The 19,243-nt window shown below is 45.4% G+C and carries 18 protein-coding genes; 4 read left to right on the top strand and 14 right to left on the bottom strand.

Annotation, left to right across the window (positions count from 1 at the left end; translation table 11 throughout):
• Positions 1 to 7 precede the first annotated feature (7 nt).
• The 5 genes from ACXAGP_RS20165 to ACXAGP_RS20145 form a co-directional block, all read right to left on the bottom strand.
• Complete coding sequence (locus tag ACXAGP_RS20165; protein ID WP_475263481.1) at positions 8 to 706, bottom strand: DUF4159 domain-containing protein; 699 nt, start codon at positions 704 to 706, stop codon at positions 8 to 10.
• Between the two features lie 7 nt (positions 707 to 713).
• A complete protein-coding gene (locus ACXAGP_RS20160; RefSeq protein WP_475263479.1) occupies positions 714 to 2,081 on the bottom strand; it encodes a TldD/PmbA family protein in 1,368 nt (455 codons plus the stop codon).
• Positions 2,082 to 2,114: 33 nt separating this feature from the next.
• The gene (locus tag ACXAGP_RS20155) at positions 2,115 to 3,743 is read right to left on the bottom strand and encodes a TldD/PmbA family protein (protein ID WP_475263477.1); all 1,629 of its coding nucleotides are present in this window, start codon (positions 3,741 to 3,743) and stop codon (positions 2,115 to 2,117) included.
• A 179-nt stretch (positions 3,744 to 3,922) separates the two neighbouring features.
• Entirely contained in the window at positions 3,923 to 4,348 is a 426-nt protein-coding gene (locus ACXAGP_RS20150) for a hypothetical protein (protein ID WP_475263475.1), read from the bottom strand.
• A 66-nt stretch (positions 4,349 to 4,414) separates the two neighbouring features.
• Positions 4,415 to 5,272: a DUF2306 domain-containing protein gene (locus ACXAGP_RS20145; protein WP_475263474.1), complete on the bottom strand. Its 858-nt coding sequence runs from the start codon at positions 5,270 to 5,272 to the stop codon at positions 4,415 to 4,417.
• 175 nt (positions 5,273 to 5,447) lie between these two features.
• On the opposite strand from ACXAGP_RS20145, the gene ACXAGP_RS20140 reads away from it, so the two are divergent.
• Together ACXAGP_RS20140 and ACXAGP_RS20135 are read left to right on the top strand one after the other, a co-directional pair.
• A complete protein-coding gene (locus ACXAGP_RS20140) occupies positions 5,448 to 6,521 on the top strand; it encodes a helix-turn-helix domain-containing protein (RefSeq protein ID WP_475263472.1) in 1,074 nt (357 codons plus the stop codon).
• A 77-nt stretch (positions 6,522 to 6,598) separates the two neighbouring features.
• Positions 6,599 to 7,447 carry a hypothetical protein gene (locus tag ACXAGP_RS20135; protein ID WP_475263470.1) on the top strand — a complete coding sequence of 283 codons (849 nt, stop codon included), beginning with the start codon at positions 6,599 to 6,601 and terminating at the stop codon, positions 7,445 to 7,447.
• Here ACXAGP_RS20135 and ACXAGP_RS20130 read toward each other — a convergent pair whose 3' ends face one another.
• The 7 genes from ACXAGP_RS20130 to ACXAGP_RS20100 all read right to left on the bottom strand — a co-directional run bounded on the left by ACXAGP_RS20130 (position 7,448) and on the right by ACXAGP_RS20100 (position 15,594).
• On the bottom strand, positions 7,448 to 8,719 hold the full coding sequence (locus ACXAGP_RS20130) for a sensor histidine kinase (protein ID WP_475263469.1): 1,272 nt from the start codon (positions 8,717 to 8,719) through the stop codon (positions 7,448 to 7,450). It lies immediately after the preceding gene.
• A 1-nt stretch (position 8,720) separates the two neighbouring features.
• Positions 8,721 to 9,425 carry a response regulator transcription factor gene (locus ACXAGP_RS20125; RefSeq protein WP_475263467.1) on the bottom strand — a complete coding sequence of 235 codons (705 nt, stop codon included), beginning with the start codon at positions 9,423 to 9,425 and terminating at the stop codon, positions 8,721 to 8,723.
• A gap of 15 nt (positions 9,426 to 9,440) precedes the next feature.
• Complete coding sequence (locus tag ACXAGP_RS20120; protein WP_475263465.1) at positions 9,441 to 10,583, bottom strand: DJ-1/PfpI family protein; 1,143 nt, start codon at positions 10,581 to 10,583, stop codon at positions 9,441 to 9,443.
• An 87-nt stretch (positions 10,584 to 10,670) separates the two neighbouring features.
• Positions 10,671 to 11,819, bottom strand: coding sequence for a beta propeller repeat protein (locus ACXAGP_RS20115; RefSeq protein ID WP_475263464.1), 1,149 nt, complete (start codon positions 11,817 to 11,819; stop codon positions 10,671 to 10,673).
• 185 nt (positions 11,820 to 12,004) lie between these two features.
• Positions 12,005 to 14,485, bottom strand: coding sequence for an ABC transporter permease (locus ACXAGP_RS20110; protein WP_475263463.1), 2,481 nt, complete (start codon positions 14,483 to 14,485; stop codon positions 12,005 to 12,007).
• Positions 14,478 to 15,242: an ABC transporter ATP-binding protein gene (locus ACXAGP_RS20105; protein ID WP_475263462.1), complete on the bottom strand. Its 765-nt coding sequence runs from the start codon at positions 15,240 to 15,242 to the stop codon at positions 14,478 to 14,480. The genes ACXAGP_RS20110 and ACXAGP_RS20105 overlap by 8 nt, the downstream gene beginning before the upstream one ends.
• 112 nt (positions 15,243 to 15,354) lie before the next feature.
• Complete coding sequence (locus ACXAGP_RS20100; protein WP_475263461.1) at positions 15,355 to 15,594, bottom strand: TIGR02647 family protein; 240 nt, start codon at positions 15,592 to 15,594, stop codon at positions 15,355 to 15,357.
• Between the two features lie 234 nt (positions 15,595 to 15,828).
• On the opposite strand from ACXAGP_RS20100, the gene ACXAGP_RS20095 reads away from it, so the two are divergent.
• Together ACXAGP_RS20095 and ACXAGP_RS20090 are read left to right on the top strand one after the other, a co-directional pair.
• Positions 15,829 to 16,701, top strand: a complete 873-nt coding sequence (locus ACXAGP_RS20095) for a hypothetical protein (RefSeq protein WP_475263460.1) — start codon at positions 15,829 to 15,831, stop codon at positions 16,699 to 16,701.
• A gap of 35 nt (positions 16,702 to 16,736) precedes the next feature.
• Positions 16,737 to 17,441, top strand: a complete 705-nt coding sequence (locus ACXAGP_RS20090) for a phytanoyl-CoA dioxygenase family protein (RefSeq protein WP_475263459.1) — start codon at positions 16,737 to 16,739, stop codon at positions 17,439 to 17,441.
• A 59-nt stretch (positions 17,442 to 17,500) separates the two neighbouring features.
• Here ACXAGP_RS20090 and ACXAGP_RS20085 read toward each other — a convergent pair whose 3' ends face one another.
• The gene (locus tag ACXAGP_RS20085) at positions 17,501 to 18,505 is read right to left on the bottom strand and encodes a cupin-like domain-containing protein (protein ID WP_475263458.1); all 1,005 of its coding nucleotides are present in this window, start codon (positions 18,503 to 18,505) and stop codon (positions 17,501 to 17,503) included.
• A gap of 7 nt (positions 18,506 to 18,512) precedes the next feature.
• Positions 18,513 to 19,238: a SapC family protein gene (locus tag ACXAGP_RS20080; protein WP_475263457.1), complete on the bottom strand. Its 726-nt coding sequence runs from the start codon at positions 19,236 to 19,238 to the stop codon at positions 18,513 to 18,515.
• Positions 19,239 to 19,243: the final 5 nt, after the last annotated feature.

The raw sequence follows: 19,243 nt of genomic DNA, 5'->3' as shown, positions 1-19,243 counted from the left end.
TTGTTCCTTATGCGGTCAGTGCGTACATCACCACGTTGACGGCAAAGCGAGTGTTGTCCACCCGCAACCAGCGTTTATTGCGAAAATCGTAATCCCATTCACAGCCATAATCTTTGTTGCTATACAACACGGCTATTTTGCCGTTGATTACGATGGCTTTCAGATATTCATGCACCAGGTCGTCGCCCCAACCATTGAGTTCGTATGAGGTTCGAGGCGGGCCATCAAACTCAAAAAAACTGGAATACAAGGCATGATCATTGGGGATTTTTTGCAGCGCTTGCTCACCAAAAATATCCGCCATTTGTTGTTCAAAACTACGGGCAAACAGGCCATCAATATCGTGATTGCAGTCATCCACAAACACAAAGCCACCGCTTTTGACGTACTGCTCAAAGTTATTGCGCTCTTCCAAATTAAACTGCACCAGTTTATGGCCTGCCATGTAACAAAACGGGCTGTTAAGCATACGCGGGTCGGCAAGCGGTAATACCCGTTCAGTAAGATCTACCCGCAAGTGTGTATACTCAATCAAAGAGTTTAATATATTGGCTGGCGTACGCTCGTCTACGTCCCAATTGCCCGATTCGTAACTGAGTCGGGTAAAATAGAAATCGTAATCGTCAGCGAAACTCATACCGCTCAAAGCAGAAGCGGCCGGTATGGCCGCTAACTGTTGCAAAAAGCGTCGTCGCTTAAAGTGCATAATGCCCTTATACAGCGTCTGACAAGCTACTGAAGGTAAAGTCGCGGATCTTCATAGGCGGTATTAAACCACCATTGATACGTACGGGTTTACCCATGGCTTCGATGTTGTTCAACATGATGATGGGACTTTCGTTGAAGCGGAAGTTTTTCACCGGATATTTAATTTCGCCGTTCTCCACATAGAAAGTTCCGTCACGGGTTAAACCTGTGTACATCAGGGATTGTGGATCCAACTGGCGGATATACCACAAACGCGTCACTAAAATCCCTTTACGGGTGTTTTTGATCATCTCTTCCAGTGACTCATTGCCGCCTTCCATAATGATTTGCGTATTGCCACCAAAAATACCGCCGCCTGTGTAATGGGTAGGTTTGTACTGGGTACCCGTTTTCTGCGCCCAGTAACGTGAATTAGGCATGTTTTTCACTACCCCTTTCTCAATCCACATGGTTTTTTCGCAGGCATGTCCATCACCAGCAAATGGTGCGGTTGGCACTTCCGGATGTTGCGGATCGCTGTATAAGGTTACACGCTCGTCAAACATCTTTTCACCCAGTTTATTGAGTGGTCCATCTTCCTTTCGATCCTGCGGTTTAATACTCAAAAAGCTACGGCCTTCGTCGGCGCTGCGCTGATCCATGGAATTAAACATGTTAGTGATCAACTGCACGGTAGCAGCAGGCTCCAGGATCACGGTGTACTTACCAGGCTCCATTTCTTTAGCATCCACCGAGCCTTTGGCCTTTTTGATGGCAATGCTGGTAGCTGACTTGGTATCTAGTTTGGATGAATCGGTAAAATCACGCGTTACCCAGCCAGAACCTTTGCCGTCTTCGGTACGCAGTGTCGCGGTAAAGTCGATGTTGGTATTGGTATCATAGGCAAATAAACCTTTGTTGTTCATGATGGCGATGAAAGATTCGCTATCATTAATGAACCCCGATACCACCAGCTTGTCTTTTTTGGACAAAGAAATACTGTCGTTGGCCATGCTGGCGCGATTGTCAGGTGTAATGGCCGCCGTGGTGGCGGAATGACCATTCACTTTCTTGTATTTCTGTGCCTCTAAAACTGGCATATATTCTGGATTTTCCGGAGCCAGTTTAGCCAGTTCCTCGGAGCGACGAACCACCTTTTTTAACGATGCGTCATCAAATTCGTTAATGGTTGCCACGCCACTTTTCTTGCCAAAGGATGACTGTACTACCAATGTTACGTCACTGACTTCACCGGAAGTACTCACGGTATTTCTGGCATAACGGATGTTACCTTCCAGACTGCCAGACAAGTTGCATTCGCACTCATCGGCTTTGGAGAAGGACAGTACTTTGACCAATAATTCTTTTGCTTCTTTTTCGCTGATAATAGCCATTTTAATAAATTCCTCTTTTCCTGTTGCCAGTGCTTACACTTTACGCGCCGTATTAATAACGTTGACATTGTTGAAACGGGTGGTGGGACAGCCGTGGGATACAGCGCTCACCTGAGAGGGTTGACCTTTACCGTCGAAGAAAGAACCACCCAGGCGATAATCTGAAACGCCAGCCATTTGGGTACAGCTATTCCAGAACTCCTGAGTGTTAGATTGATAGGCAACATCTTCAATTTGGTCGGTGATCTTGCCATCTTTGATTTCATAAAACAGCTGACCGCCAAACTGGAAGTTGTAACGCTGCTGGTCGATGGAAAACGAACCACGGCCAGCGATATAAATACCATCTTCCACATCCTTGATAACGTCTTCCGCAGACATATCCTCTTTGTTAGGACGCAGTGAAACATTGGGCATGCGCTGAAATTGCACGTCAGCCCAGCTTTGGGAATAACAGCAACCGTGAGACTCTTTTTGATCTATCATGTGTACCTGGTCACGAGTTGCCTGGTAGTTAACCAGAATGCCGTCTTTCACCAGATCCCATTCTTTGGTTTTAACCCCTTCATCGTCATAACCCACATAACCTAATGAGCCGGGCTGAGTTTTATCAGCAAACAAATTGACGATGTCTGAGCCGTATTGGAACTTGCCTGAACGCCACTTATCCAGAGTAGCAAAACTGGTGCCCGCATAGTTGGCTTCATAGCCCAAGACCCTGTCTAGTTCTAGTGGGTGACCCACCGACTCATGAATGGTCAACATCAGGTGGGCAGGATCTAATACCAGGTCATATTTACCCGGCTCCACGGATTTCGCCTTAAGCTTGGCCTTAAGTTGTTTACCCGCCTCGGCAGCATCCTCCAACATGTCGTAGGAATTTTTGTAACCGATATTCGCACCTTGAATGCGAATTTTATCTTCTTCTTTTCCATCCAGGTATTCAAAGCCCATACCTACAGGGTTGCCCAGGCTGTTACGGGTTTTAAAGCCGCCCTCGCCTACAGCTGTGGCAAAAAACGGTGCCCACAAACGATGCACATCCTGATCGATGTAGGAGCCATCACTGGAAGCAAAATACTTTTGTTCATTTACAAGGAACAAAATGGAGGTGATGTAGTTGGCGCCGTTGGCCATAGCAGCATCGTTAACAGACAACAACAAGTCGACTTTGTCTTTGATGGGAATTTCAATGGCGTTTTTCTTAATAGGTGTTTGCCATGAGACTTCACCTACGCCTTTAACTGGTGCCAGTTTTACCGGCTCATCCTGGAATTTCGAGTTAGCTTTGGCCACGGCACAGGCTTGCTCGGCCGTTTTAGCGACTGAATCGGGATCCATTCTGGAACTGGCTGCAAATCCCCAGGTGCCGTTCACGATAACGCGAATTCCCACACCTGCTGATTCAGTGTTGACGATATTGTCCACGTTCTTCTCACGTGTCGTCACAAACTGATTTAAGTAGCGACCAATACGCACATCACAATAGCTGGCGCCTTTGGCTTTGGCAGCATTAAGTGCGATATCGGCAAGACGCTTTTTAAATTGCACGTCCATCGGTTTATCCAGCAGTTGCTCTTCGGCCACCACATTACCCATTACAGGTAACATCAGGGCGCCAGTACCCACACCGGCGATTTTTACAAATTCCCGTCTGTCCATCTCCAACCTCGTTGTCGTTAAGTGTTATTTTTTTAGTGTTTTTCTAGCAGTTTGCCAGACTGTCAGGATTACCCCTTGCCGTCAACTACACGCCTTTCAAACAGCAAAGGTTAATATTTTCAAAATGTTTCGGGCTGAAATGAACTGCGCCTGAACAAGCAAGGTAACGTTGTAATTTGTTACATTTTGCAGGCCGGAGTGCGATAAACCAGGTACATCAAGTACAGGCCGAGAATGCCGTCCACTAGCCCACAAAAAAGCGGCCACCAGTCAGGCATCCCCTGATTAATGAAGAGATTGTCATGGGACAGGTCGTATCCGGCATGCAACAAATAGCCTAAAGCAAGTGTCATCGTAGCCAAAATAGGCTTCACTCTCAAAGCCAATACGACAAGCAGAAAGAACAAGATGCTCCCCCCTGCTTCCTTTGCCAATACCGAAACATTCGGAACAAAAAGCGCAAAAGCGAAGTAGTACAAAGGAAACGTTGCCAACAACCAGGCGTAATAACGCATTTGTCGTTGGCCTCGCAAGCGCTTAAATCGCCAAATAACGAAGGCTGAAATAATCAAAGCCACCACAACAGCAATTATATTGGTGATCATATCTCACTCAATCCTTTCACTAAAACCACATGATACCCTATCAAAACAATACTCTAATGCCACAAATTAAAGGGTTTGCAACACCATACTTATTCTGGGTGCCCACATCATTAAACCTGCAGACACAACCCCAATCAGGGTGATCAGTGCACCAACAAACATAATGCTAGTTGCCCACCAGATGGGTTTGCTTTGCTTTTGTTTTTTGCTCCAGAAATACAGCTCTGCCAATGCCATAGGCAGCAAATAACACGCAAAAGACAGCATGATATCAGCAGGACCATCAAGGGTTGAATTGTTGCCATAGGGTCCTTGATTCACCATATACCAGCCCATCAGATAGAGGCGGAATGTCCAAACCGCATTCACCAATAAAAAACTGTGCACAGCCCAACGCAAATGTAAATCAAAGCGTTTATTAATGGCGTGCTTCCAGGCAAAAAATATAGCAACTGGGATCAGAATACCGTTTAATGTAATCCCCAGTGAGCCAATATCGCTTAACCTGAATCCTGCTCCCCATTGCAGATACAAACCGGTAAGTGCGCCGGAAATTCCCAAGGTGAAAAATATACGACCGTTGCAACGATGAAAAGCGCGATATTTATTGCGAATAGCTGGCACCAACTGGGTACATCCCAAAAGAGATAAATAAGCAGCTGGAACAACATGTAAAAAAGCAAAAGCGAGATCCACACCATCTGCTTTTTTAAAACTTTGCGCCGGGACAACGTCGCCAAGCTCAATACCAACAAATTGCGAGACGACATAAACCAGCAAGATGTAAAAGGCAAAGGCCCATTGTCCGGTTAGCGCAATAACAAACCAACTTTTAACACTAAAATCTAAAGCAGTTTTGGCTTTATTTGCGCTTTTAAATGCGGTTTGCATCTGTGTGTCTGATAGCTGTTGCGTTGAATTCATTTTCACTTACCCCTGTTCTGAATAGAGAGGTTATTTTGCTTTTTTGGAGAGGCAGTTCTCGCCGATTTTAAAATCTGGAGCACAAAACAAGACTTAATTTGTTGCAAACTGCCATTTGCCCGAAATTTAAGCTACCGTTATCATAGCCCCTTCGGAACAAGGGTATTACGGCATTATGGGTTCACTGACCATCATTCAGCTAATATTGCTAGGCATAACATTAAGTTTATTGCTGGCACAAACCACAGTTAAGCAAAAACAAACAATGCATTTACTATTTGCTCTGTTTTGTGGCTCTGTAGCCATGGCGACGGCGCAAAAACTGTCTGTGGGTGCGATTGGTAGTTATGGTTATTTGTTGGGCATGGGTGCTTGTGCTACCTGTAACGCCTATTGGTTACTAGCTCGCTCACTATTCCGAAAACAAAATGCACTGGCTGCGCATCACATCATTTTCGCGGTGGCACTTGGCTCGCTGATCATGCTTAAACAAGGCTATTTGTTTGCCGATGGTATCTGGCAGTTTAATAACGCCGTTGAGCCTTTTGCGGTGGGTATCTTAGGAGAGCTTACCCTGATGTTCTCATCCTGTGTTTTGCTGCTCACCATCTGGGAGGGTTTGAACGGCTTTCAGCAAGCCAATAAAACCGAAAAACGGCAGCGCATGTTATTCCTTTTTACTATTATTAGCGCAATCGTCATTTGCAAAACGGTGCTGTCTTCCGCCAGCTTCAGTGCCCAAACCAACCAGATAGTGGTGGCATGTGTCAGCATCTGGGTGATCTTAACCACACAAGGTCTGATTTATTGGATTCATCAATCTCGTAATAGAGCCAGCGAAGCCAACCATCAAGAAGACGAGCACTCTGCTAACCAACGGGTGCTTGATAAAATCGCGGTCCAGTTACAGGCCCTGGTTATCGATGAGCAACAATACTTAAAGTCCGGACTTAAAGTTGCCGATCTGGCCAGACAGCTTAATGTCTCGGAATATTTGGTTGGTAGAGCCATCAGAGCTAAATTTCCGGATAAAAATTTTAATCAATATATCAATCAATTACGCGTGGAGCATGCCAAAGAGTTGTTGCGAGCCACAGACAAACAACACTGGCCAGTGTTAGTTGTGGGCCTGGAAAGTGGCTTTGCTTCAGTAGGTCCTTTCAATCGTGCTTTCAAAACTCAAACTGGCTTAACCCCCAATCAATACCGACAACAAGGTGACGTTCAGGCTCCCCTGAAGTGTGGTTAAAGGAAAGCCAGTTTCACAACCCTTTCACGCCATAAAGCGCAAACTGGTGCCTCGAAAAAAACACAAAGAGGCATTCCATGTATTTAAAACCATCCAAACTGGTAGTGCTGGCACTGATATGCAGTGTGCAAAGTACCGCAGCACTTTCCAATACCACTGAGTTTAAAGACAGTTCACAGCATTCGGGTTTGCAACAAAGCGCTGAGTCGAGTCAGGATTTTAGCAACCCGGAGGTTCTAAAGCACACTGTTGAGCAAGCCATCACGCAGTTCAGTGCAAGCAATCGCGCTAACTGGAGTTACACTCTAAGTAAATATGAAGACGAAGAAGGCGATATTTCCAGTAGTATCGAGCAACACAATGCGCTGGCGGCAAAAGGACAACGTTGGACCTTGGTGCAAATTGATGGCGACAAGCCAAGTGCCAGAGAGCAAGAGCGTTATCAGAAGAAAAGAGCCAAAAAAGACAAACAAAAACAGGAACAGAGCTATTCGTTTCGTTTGGCAGAAATTATCAAGATGGAAACCTTACAACTCATCTCTGCCTCGCCTGAACAACTGCAAATGAGTTTTAAGGTAAATCTCAGCCAATTTGGAGAAGAGGCTTCCAGTAAGCTGCAAGGTATTTTGCATTACGATTTACCAGAAAATTTCATCGAAAGCATTGAGATCAGCAATACTGACAGCTTCTCCCCGATGTTTAGTGCCGATATTACCAGGCTGTTATTGGAAATGAACTTTATCAAAATCCACGATAGCGTTTTACCCGCCCAAAATCGTATGGTGCTGCAAGGAACCTGGGCATTTTTTACTGAAATCAACGAAGTATCAGAGGCTACTTACAGTAACTATGAGGTGCCAGAGGAATTGGCGAAGAACATAGCCCAAGGTATTAGTGATGAAGTTGTCACCTCAAGCCACAACTGATCAGGAAAACACCACGGTTACCGTGGTGCCTTTCTGGCTTTCGACCGCTAAGCTCCATCCCTGATGGTCACACAGCCGCTTGACGATAGATAGGCCAAAACCAAAACCGGTGCTTTGCGCGCCTTTTACCCCAACCTCCATGATCTTATCTGATATCTCGGCTTCAATACCCGGCCCTGAATCCTGAATATGTAAACTGCCCTTTTGCCACCAGAGTCGCACCATTCCCTTACTTGTATATTGAAAGGCATTGCTGAGCAAATTGTCCAACAACACTTTTAACATTTCTGGCGTGGCCAACACCTCGACAGCGCAGCTTTCACTCACCTCAACCTCTACGTCCTTCCCTTCTAACAAAAGGCAGTTGTCCAGGATTGCGGTTTCCAATAAGGGCATGAGTTTAACCTGCTGCTTAAGTGCGCTGTTGTGTTCATCTCTTGCCAAAACCAGCAATGCTTGTACGGTTTTTTGCATTTGTGTGGCCGCATCGTATATACGGTCTAATATCGCATTGTTGTGCTCGTCTTTTGTGTTTTTGCTGCGATACAATTCAACCGCGTTCTTAATTACCGCAAGCGGTGTGCGCAGCTCATGACTGGCGTCACGAGTAAAGCACCTTTCTCGCTCCAAAGCCTCACCGATTCGTCCTAGCGTGTGCTCCAGGGTGCTGGCTAATAAGCCCACTTCGTCATTGGGAAATTGGGCTGCGAATTTGTCGGGTATTTGCTCAGGAGCGACACCATCTACGAGTTGGGCCAACTCCTGCAGGGGTTTGGTGGTTTTGCGAGCCAACAACCAGGCAATAAAACAAGCGACAAGTGTCACAATTAAGGTGGCAATAACCAAGAATATAATCACACCATTTTTGATTTTTCGCACCTGAAGCTCTGCACTCACCTCCGCTAACAGGTAAACCCCCGGATAAGCTTCAAGTTCATAGGCGTGATAGTGTTTGCCCTGCTCACCATAAAACTCGCTGCGCTCGGGTTCTTGCAAAGCAATATCTCGGATATCATCGGGAAAGCTCTGTTTTGAGTAATGTAAAGACATGGTGCTGGCTCTGGGCTCAGGCCAACTGCCGGAAGCCTGGTATTCGGCTTCCAGATAACGTGCCTCACGGGCGATATTTTTCACAATAAAGCCGTCTTCCACCACGTAGAGGAACAGAAATGACAACATGCCAAAAAACAGTGACAGGGCCACCGTCATCAAACAAAACTGCACAACAATACGCTGACTTAAACTGCGGTATTTGGGCGTTTTTGATTTCATATCAGCTCTGTTCTTTATCATCGATATCCAGGGTAAAGCCAACGCCAAATACGGTTTTCAACAGCGGGGTCTCAAAGGGCTTGTCCATAACGTTACGCAATTGATAAATGTGAGAACGCAACGCATCGGATTCGGTAGGCTCATCCCCCCAGAGTTTATGGCTCAACTCGGTGCGACTTACCACTTGCGGAAACGCGTCCATCAAAATCGTTAAGATGCGATAGCCCATGCTACTCAAATTCAGTTCAGTACCCTCCCTGGTGACCGTTTTGCGTTTGCGATTGAGCTGCAATGGCCCAAGGTTAACGCAATCCTGAACATGCAGTTGATGACGTCGTGTTAATGCCAAACAGCGCACCTCCAGTTCTTCCAGTGAGAAGGGTTTAGTGAGGTAGTCATCCGTGCCACTGTGAAAGCCAGACACCTTGTCGTCAATACTGTCTCGTGCAGTAAGCATCAAAACAGGAATGTGACGCTCGGCATTGCTCCTGATTTGCTGACAAACATCCAGCCCGTCCATTCCAGGTAAGTTTAAGTCCAGAATGATCACGTCATAATAATTTTCCAGAGCCAACTGTAGCCCTTGATCCCCGGTTGCTGCAAAATCAAAGACGTAACCTTTTGCTTCCATATATTCGGCAATATTGGACGCAATAGACAGTTGGTCTTCCACTAACAAAATATGCATGGCCGGGGATGATGTCATGGGTTCCTTCACTTATTAACTGCTGGTTTTCAAATTGCTCAACATCTTTTCAGCGGGCTCAAAATCAGGGTGCTGAACCAGGATGGCATTCAATGTGGCAACCGCTTTTTCATGCTCACCCAGTTTATGTTGAGTTTCGGCTATCTGCATATCGAGTCTTGGATTGTTAATACTTTGCTGTGCAAATTGCATCAAAGCCAGAGCTTGCTGTAACTGCTGTTCCGATTGTGCGACATTGAGGTAATAATAACCATACATACCTGCAAGTGGAATATGATAGTACTCACTATCTGCAGCCATTCTATCTAATGCAGTAGTTTCTCCGGAGAGAAATGCAGCGATTTGCGCCATGGTTCGGTCATCGCGAAACGATACCGCATTGACCTTATTCACCCCAAGCGCCTTCACCATCTCCAGCGCTACATCGACAGTGGACGAAGGATTTTGACCAGTGATCAAACGCGCATCATTCGCCACATGACTCAGCATGATATCCGAAGATTGAAAACGACCACCGCGTTCTATCAACTTATCTTGTAACAAGAAATCAAATTCAGGCAGCCATTTTTTGCCAAATAACTGTTCCTCATGGTTGGTGAATCCGTTCACCGCTTTACCTGCTACCAGGTAACTTCCATCAGCAAGCTTTACATCCACCAGCGCAGCAGGACCGTGACAAACCGCAGCGACAACCCCCTGGCGCTGGTAAATATCAGCTATCAAAGATTGTAATTTTTGGTCTTTTGGCAAGTCGAACATGGCGCCTTTACCACCAACCACGAATACGCCATGGTAATTATCCACGTCAACAGAAGCGGTGGAGAGGGTATTTGCCAGCTTGGCCATAATGGCCTTGTCTGCCAGTACGCGAGCATTAAAGGTTTTCTCTGGATCGTATTTATCTGCCTGCAACGCACCGCCTTGGGGACTGGCGATATCCACCGCGATACCGTTTTCTTTGAATACCAGATAAGCTTTTGAAAATTCGTCAAATTCATAGCCCGGACGCTCTTTTTGACCTTGTTCATCCCCTATCTGACCATAGCCACTCAACACCATCAAAACCTGTTTTTGATTTTCTACGGCTGTGGCTAGCGTGTTTGTACTCAAGGTTAAACAACACAAAAGTAATCGAAAACTGTTTTTAAGTAGTCTCATTTCCACTCTCCTTTTATTTGAGAGTGCAAGATAATAAATAGGACGTGAAACAGATGTGAAAGCAGCTAGATCACATCCGGCAATCAACTACTGACGATTAAATTCAACCTTCATAACACCACCTTTGTAAAGCCCAAGATAGAGTGTATCTGCTGTCTGAGAGCGGTGCGCTGTCAAACTATATACCCCACCTAAAAGCTCGGCATCGTCATACTCAAATGACTGCCATGTCTGTCCTGAGTCTCGACTCACTTCCACAATCAGTGGCTGTGGGCTTTCATAATTCTTATCCCAGCCCGCAGTGTAAAAGGTTTCCTCGTTTTCAGAAAAAAGTGCGAAATCAAAATAAAAGCGATAGTTATCGTTAACGTGCAAGGGCAGCCAGTTTTCTCCAGCATCGTCGCTGTAGACGATGCCTCCTTCACCACTCACATAGACTCTGTCTTGGAATAATTCAGAAAACGCAAAGCCATAAACACTGCTGGGCACCGGCAGTACATCATCAATATTGGATACTTCAAACAATGACAAATCGGTCTCTGAGTAACGTCTCAATACCGGATTTTCGAATGCGCCTTGGCCTCCATACCAAACTATCTCGTCAGTTATATTTTTTGCCAGCAATGAAGTACCTCGGGCAAAACCGTTCCAACTGCCCACGAGTTTTTGCCAGGTCTGTCCCAAATCATCCGACACAGCCAAAGCATCATAACCACTCCCGTAGAGTTTTCCCTCTTGATAAAGTAATCTAAATGCGGGCTCAACACTCTCATCCTTTGGTTCTTCATTGTACGGGCTAAAACCTCCCGGTAACGCTACCCAAGTGGCCCCACCATCAATGCTCTCACTGATATGGTTACCGCCCCGGCTTTGGTAGCTCAGAATAAAATGAAGATCATCAACAATCGCAAGGTCATAGATATCCCAATCCGTACTGCTCAATAATTGCCATTGTTGCTGCTCATCCAAAAGATATAACCCCTGTTCAGTGGCCGCAATCAACTCTTCATTGTATAAAACTAATCTCTTTATGACGTGTTCGTTTAAGCCCAGATGAGTAAATTCAGGGGTTGGGTCAACAGGAGTCGGGTCAACAGGTAGGAGCTCTGTATTAACGCTTTTGTCACTTCCGCAAGCACTGAGCATAAGCGCTGCGCATAAAAGTGAGATAGTACCCTTCAGGCGGGCTCTTGGAAGATTTTGCTGAGCATTGGAAAATTGATATATAGAGCGCATTGTTTAAATTCCCTTTTAGTTTTTTTGTTGGGAGGGCTTCACATTCAAGGTAAATATTTTACACCAGATATGATAATAAAATCCAATGGCTCTAACTGTAAAAAAGTGTACAACATTGTATTCGGTGATTTCCGTATCACCTTTCCTAAGGTCTTTAACCTGGCCAAAAGTAGTTCTGTGGCGGTTTAATCCGACATTAATTCCCTGACAGAGCTGGATAAACTGCGTTTACTGGCCATCAGCCCAAGGCCCACTACAAAAGCAACCATGGCCATAAGAGTTAGCAGTAACCAACCTATATCTGGCTGCCAGGGCATTGAGAACTGCGACTGATAAATCAAACTTCCCGCAAGCCAGGTACCCAGTATTGCGCCGCAGGCCGCAATACTGCCCGTCACAACCCACTCAATTAATGTTAGTTTTAAACAGGTATCGCGGGCAAAACCAAAGCTCAGTATCACCCCATTTTTCTTGCGCTCGTCGGCTTCCAGGGCATGAATGGTGGCCAGAATAACAATGGCAGACAACAGCAATATCAGTGAGGCGAAGGTAGCGACCACTTGTGTCACCATCTTTAAAATTGAATCAAAGCGCTCAGTCAATTCCTGCAGGGAAACCATGCGTAACGAAGGGTGTAATTGCCACAATTCAGATAACTGTTCGAACTGCGCCTGCTGAAGCTCCAGGCTGGCCATGTGGTATTGCGGTGCGGCAATATGAGCCAAGGCGGTCTCAGGCATCTGTACCCAAAAGGTAATGGAGCCGGCTCCGGGTTTAAAAGCGTGACTGGCCACAATGGTAAAATCATAAGCGTTGTCAGCGACGACTAAGCGTAAACGATCGCCGATATTTAAACCTAAGTCAGTCAGCACTTCATCTTCTACCGAAACCTGTTGCCAATTAGCGCTATCAGCTGACCACCACTGCCCTGCCACAATCCGATTGTTCTCGGGTATAGACCCGGTCCAGTGCAAACGGATAGATTGTTTTAACACCGCCAGGCTTTCACTGGGTGTTTGGGTAAACTCGTCGAGATCCAGGCCATTAATTTCAATGAGCTTGGCATGCAGGTATGGCTTGTTTTGTCGAACCTGAATGTTTTGCGCTTGCGCCCACTGCAACACATCCTGCATCTGCGCTTCACTCGCTTGCGACACCAACAAATTGCCATCATGCTGGCGTTGATAGGATGACAAGCTGCTGCCGAAATCACGCAATAACATCAAAGTAAATAACAACAGAAACGCACACAAACCGACACCTAAAATCTGGGTACATTTACTCAGCAAGCGCTGTTTCATCATATAAAGGGCAAACGGCATCAAACCTGAGACATTTCGGGTCAAAGCTTCTCCCGAGGTAAGCAACAACCAGCTTAGCGCTAAAATCAACACAATACTCACCGCCATACTGCCCAGTACCATGAAGGTTAAGAGCATATTGTCGGAATAATAAATTGCCACTGCAGATAATACCAACAGCGCGCAAAGCCATATGGTGCCTTGATGTAGCCTTTTAGTTTTGTTATGGATCAGGTTCATAATGGCGGACTGTTTCAAGGCCAACCAGACAGGCAGCTGAAACACCAAGAATACTGCCGTCACAGCAATAAGGCTGGTGAACGACAACATGATATTCAGCTGCCATTGCAATTGCGGAAAGGTCTCGTTTAACAGATTAATAGCCAGCCAATGACACAAGGTAGACAGCAATAGCACCATCGGAAAAATCGCCAAACATTGCAGGCCCCACTTCAACATCGATATCCCCAAAGACATGGCGCGATTTGCTCCAAAACTTTGGCATACCGCACTGAAAAACAGCTCCTTGCGCATTTGCACACGGGTTAGCTGTTGCATGGCAATAGCCGCCATGAAAAACAAAATAATGGAGGCCAGGCCAATAAAGTTTTCCGTGCGTTTCCAGAATAGCGCCAGCGGATGCGCCCCCTGCTTATGGTGCACACCGGCAGCTGGTATAGCCGATTTTTGCCAGGCCAAAATGGCGTCTATCTGGGATTTATCGGCCGCCACGAGATAGCGATGTTCAATAATATCAACAGCAAAGCCCATGGCGTTAAAATCCATTGGGTTAACCATGGCCCGCATCTGCACATTATGCCCCTCCATTAACCTGTCGGGTTCGTGAACCAATATCTGAGTTACCTGCAGTACTTTGTTGGCAATGCGAATCCGGTCTCCGATTTTCACAGCCAAACCCGCCAACAAGCGGGAATCCAGCCAGATTTCGCCCTGTTTCGGGACACCACTATGAGCATAAACTTTTGATTTTAAATCATCAGCCAACAAAAGCTCACCTTGCAGTGGATAACCTTGAGCAGCTGTTTTAAGCTTAACGCTTTGCCACTGATTGTTATGGGTGAGCGTGGTAGACAAACTCCGGGTTAATACTATCTGTTGTGACATTGCCGTCAGACTTTGTAATTCATCGGCATTTAGCTCCCGCCTTTCCTGCAACACCAGATCTGCGCCCAACAGATTATTGAGATTATCTGCCAGAAAACCCTGAATGGAGTTACTCACCAGGCTCAGGGTGACGATTAATGTCATCAATAACACCTGAATCAAACGCATAAACTTTTGCTGATTTTGACGCTTTTCCTCGCGATAAACCTGCCACGCGAGACTTGCTACCTGACTAAGCATAGTGTCTCTCCCCCTGCTGGCTGGTTTTGTTCTGGCTTTCCTTATGCAGGTTTTGCTCCCCAGGACTTTTCACAACCTCAGGTGATTGCCACTCAATGGGTTTGACAGACAAGATCAGACTGAATTCAGCCTGCGCTGCTAATGCTTCGCTGTGGGTAACGATCACCAAACCAGCACCGTTTTCACTGCAGCTTGATAACAATAACTGACTGATGTCGGCGGCAGACTCTGGATCCAGGTTGCCGGTGGGTTCATCGGCAAAAATAAACTCGGGATTGAACACCAACGCTCTGGCAATGGCGACTCTCTGCTGTTCACCGCCGCTCAGTTGTGCGGGTTTATGCTGCATCCGATCTGCAAGGCCAACCTTTTCTAGCCAATGCTGGGCTTTTTCCAAAGCACCTTTATGACCTCGCAGTTTTAAGGGCAAGGCCACATTATTGAGCGCATTTAGCTCCGGTAACAAATGGAACTGCTGAAAGATAAAGCCAATTTTGTCGCGGATTTGAGGCAAAGGAATGGGACCATTTTCGCCGTGATACTCACAATTGCCTGTTGTGGGCTCACACAGTCCCGACATTAAGGTCAACAAACTGGATTTACCCGAACCCGATGGGCCCGTGATAGCGTATGAGTGGCCTTTCAGGATACTCAAATCAACATCACTAAATAGTGTGATTTTTTTATCGTTACTTAAAAAAGATTGACTAACATTAGTTAATTCAATGCGATTAGACAGGATTTTTGCAACAGACATAATGGCTACTCCATGGTGAAGATAGCAGCAACATTAACAAGCAGTCTGTGAAACGGATGTGAAAGACAGTATCAGTTGCGCGCCAAAGTATGGCGTGCAACTGGAAATAAGATTAATGGCCTTTTAGTGCAGTAATAAGCGTAGTGGCATGTTCTTGCAAATCATGCCCAAGGTGAGTGAGATAACCGCCATCGGCTTGGGTAATAATGCCTTTTTGAAACAAGCGGCCCGCCGCATCCACCATAGCCGGGTCGGCGTCATGATGAATTTTCAGTCCCTGATCCAGGCTCTGGTTTGGAAATTTGAGCAACAACTCCAGTTCGTCTTTCATTTCAGGTGTTATTTGATTCATTCACACTCTCATTGGCTTTTGTAGGGTTCAAATTCAGTGTAGTGCAAATTGCTATTGAAACGCCACAAAAAATATACATTACCGGACAGCTAAGCAAAGAAAAATAAAGATAATACTGGATTGAGAAGATTAACTACCCACTACAAAAAATAACAATTTGATTACGATTTTTTGACATTTCTAAAACCTGCTACACGCGTCAAGCTTTCCTGGCCCTACACAGAAAAGAATGTTATGAAAATCCGAGTTTTATTATTGACAACTTTAGTTTGTATCACTTCCTCCTCGCTAAGTGCGACATCACTTAAAATTCCGGGTTCGTCCAGTGTATCGACCCTACCCACTGAACTATTGCACGAAGTGGTAGAACGTTCAGATAGATATACAAGGGTGGAATACGTTTATGGCGATCAAGGCGATGCCTCCTTTTCCAGGACTCAAGAAGATGTCAATCAAGGCAAGTTAGACTTAATGTGGACGGCCACGTCGAAGACTTACGAAGAACAGTTTACTGCGGTGTATTTTCCCATATACAAAGGCAGTCTGGGGATCAGAATTGGCATCATCAAGCAAGAAAATCGTCATTTATTCGAAAATATCAGGACTGAGTCAGAGTTAAAATCGTTAACTGCCTGTCAGGGCAAGCTCTGGGCAGATACGCCGATTTTGCAAGCCAACGGCGTTGATGTTGCAGCAAGTCACAAGTATTTCAACTTATTTCCTATGTTGGAGGGTGAGCGCTGCCATTACTTTCCCAGGGCTTTTTTCGAGCCTTGGGGCGAGATTGAAAGAGAGAAAGAATACAAGCTGATTGTCGATGAGCATATGCTTATCCGCTACAAACTGGCTAATTTGTTTTTCGTTAAAAAAGGCAATCACGAATTGGCGCAACACCTTTACCAAATCCTTCTAGAAATGCATGGCGATGGCCAGTTTGAGGCTATGTTTAAAGCCGATCCAGACGTACAACGCGGCTTGTCTTATGCAAAACTTAGCAATCGCAGAGTGTTTGAATTTAACAACCCTTACATTACTGAAGAAGTCCGCAACATCCCAGAAGAACTTTGGTTAGATCTGGAAGACAGAACCCTGTCTGTTGCGAACTAGTGCTTCGCCCCCTCATATTTCAATGGAGTATACTTATGCATGACAAACAACAACTGGCGCAAGAGTTCTGGCAACAGGGCTATCTGGTAATTGAGAACTTCTTTGATGAAGATTTGATGATGGCGATGCAAAACGAAATTCTATTGCATTTTGGCCAGTCTCCTGAGTTTCAACACAATGATGAGTTCATTCAAAAATCCGCCACCGAAGTGATCCCTTGGTTTCCACAGCGAGAGGGCAATACCACCTTTGACAACGTGGAATACAACAACGAGTTTCGACAACTGACCAGTGCCATCTTGGGTGAATGGCAATCTCAATACTCTATGGTCATGTTTTCCAAAGGAGGCACCAAAGGGCAAGCCTGGCATCAGGATTGTCCTCCTGAGAACAAAGAACAATTCAATTTAAATCGCCTGGTGTACACCATGGATATCAACGATGATATTGGCGGTCAGGTGGTAATTCGCCCCGGTACACATAAGCAAGGCCCTCTAACAACCGGCCCTGTGGATGAAGACTTCTCCGATCAACTGGTACTCAATCCTAAACGTGGCACCCTGGTATTACTTCATGGCCATTGTTGGCATCGCATTACCCCAATAAAAGGCAACTATCGCGTCTCTACCAACTACCGCTGTGCACCCAGTGGTGTACCAGAGGACATCACCGACATCTGCGTGTACCGCAATATGCGCTACCAATTCTCTAGCAATCTGGTGTTGGAAGAGCGCGTTTAATGGCTGCTCCAGTATGACTTTACTGGAGCTGCAACTTTTAGCTCTTGTTTCAATTCCAATTATCTGTTCAAGCCATTAATTAACTTGCTTCTAAGCTTGCGGGCCAGGCCAGGCGAAAGCTTACTAAGAATACCCAATGCGGCTTCCGGAATATGTGATAGCTTATTTTCTTCATCAGAAAAAATGTAATACTCAAAAATGCTCCGCCAGGCCTTACGTTTTTCTGGAGACAAATCCCTGATGCTTAACAAAGCATGCTCCAGGGCATCAAAAGGGTGTGTCGAATAAGGCTTGGCATCAGTCCACCAATAGTTAACCAATACGTTCAGCGGACCCGTAGACTCTACATGATGCCACCAAAGTCCAGGAAGATACAACGCATCTCCCGGTTCAAGATCAGCCACAAATGCATGTTCAAGCGCCGTTTTAAACTTTGGAAATCGTTGCAAATCCGGGTTGTGAAAATCAACCAGACTGAGAGATTGGCCGGCAGGTGTAAAATCTAAAGGGCCGACATATAGATTTTCTATTTGTTCAGTGGGAAAAAGCGTAAATCGACGTTTGCCGCTAACAACACAAGCAATATTGTCAGGAATATCATAGTGAGCAGCGATACGAGAGCGATTTCCCAACCAAATTTTTGCCGCAATTGACTCATCCAGCAAAGAAAGTCGGTTGGCTTTTTCAAATCCGGGAAGACATTGTTTGATATAAGTAGAACCCAAATAAGAGAACAGCTCTGGATGTTCAGTATTGGTATTGAGTAATGTCTGCAGTAACACATCTAAACGACTCTCGTGCTGTTTGTAATTAAAACCATTGAGGTCATCGTTATAGAAGTAACGCCCCTGCGTTTCTGCATTGGCAGTAAATGCGAAAACAGGGGTATTGTGATAAAAACCCAAAAGATAATTTACCAGCTCTTGAGGCCCTCTTTTTGCCGCAGAAACTGAAGGCCAATCAGAAACTAAACCTTTTAATATAACCGGTTTTTGGGCTGGAAAAATATCCTCATAGAATTCTTCCTTAGAGACATTTTCTCTAATCGCTACAAAGTTAGTCACGCTCAAATCATGAATCCAATTTTTTGTTCATGCGGGCCACCAAACCAGTTAACTGGGAGAGCGAGGCCAATTGCAAAAACACACACTCCAGCAAACCAACAGAATGAAAACTTGCCAATTGCTCTGCGCTGAGTTGATTTACTTTTTCCTGGTTGAGCGTATATAAGCCCTCCGTTTTCAGGCTTTCTCCATTGTTTAGTTTTACGTTAAGTTGTAAAGGTTCAATCAGATCGTTCTCAGCGAGTATTTTCGTATACTGAAAAGTCTGTTGACCGCCTTTCATCAGTTCAGACAATATGCCATTGATCTTCTGTAAATACGGAGTTTGACCACCAAATTCCTGAAACAAGGCTTCGCCTTCAAACTCATTAACTCTGGGGTTTTGCTCGTTAATACAAACCACTTGTTCTTGCTGCTGAGGATTGTTTGGATTGGTCTTCAATCCGATCGAGAAAGGCTGTCTTTGAACATGCAGCGGGACATAGTTTGCGTCCCAGCCAGTTTCGTCTAAAAACACATTCTCATTGGTCTTCAGCCCTAATAAAGCACTAAATACAAACTGTCCCGATTGAGGATCTTTCGTCAAAACTATTGGATAGTTAGCGGCTACTGGCCGGAACTCTGCGGGAATAATAGGAACAAACCCAATATTCTCACCAAATTTTGCTCCGTGCCCCATGTTTATTTTTACATTCAGGTGCGTTTCTACATCTAACATGACAGGGTCAGTCATTGCGA

It is taken from the genome of Planctobacterium sp. AWM4_229, from assembly GCF_056160305.1.
The sequence above is the reverse complement of the archived record's forward strand: the minus strand, read 5'-3'. Positions and strand labels throughout refer to the sequence as shown.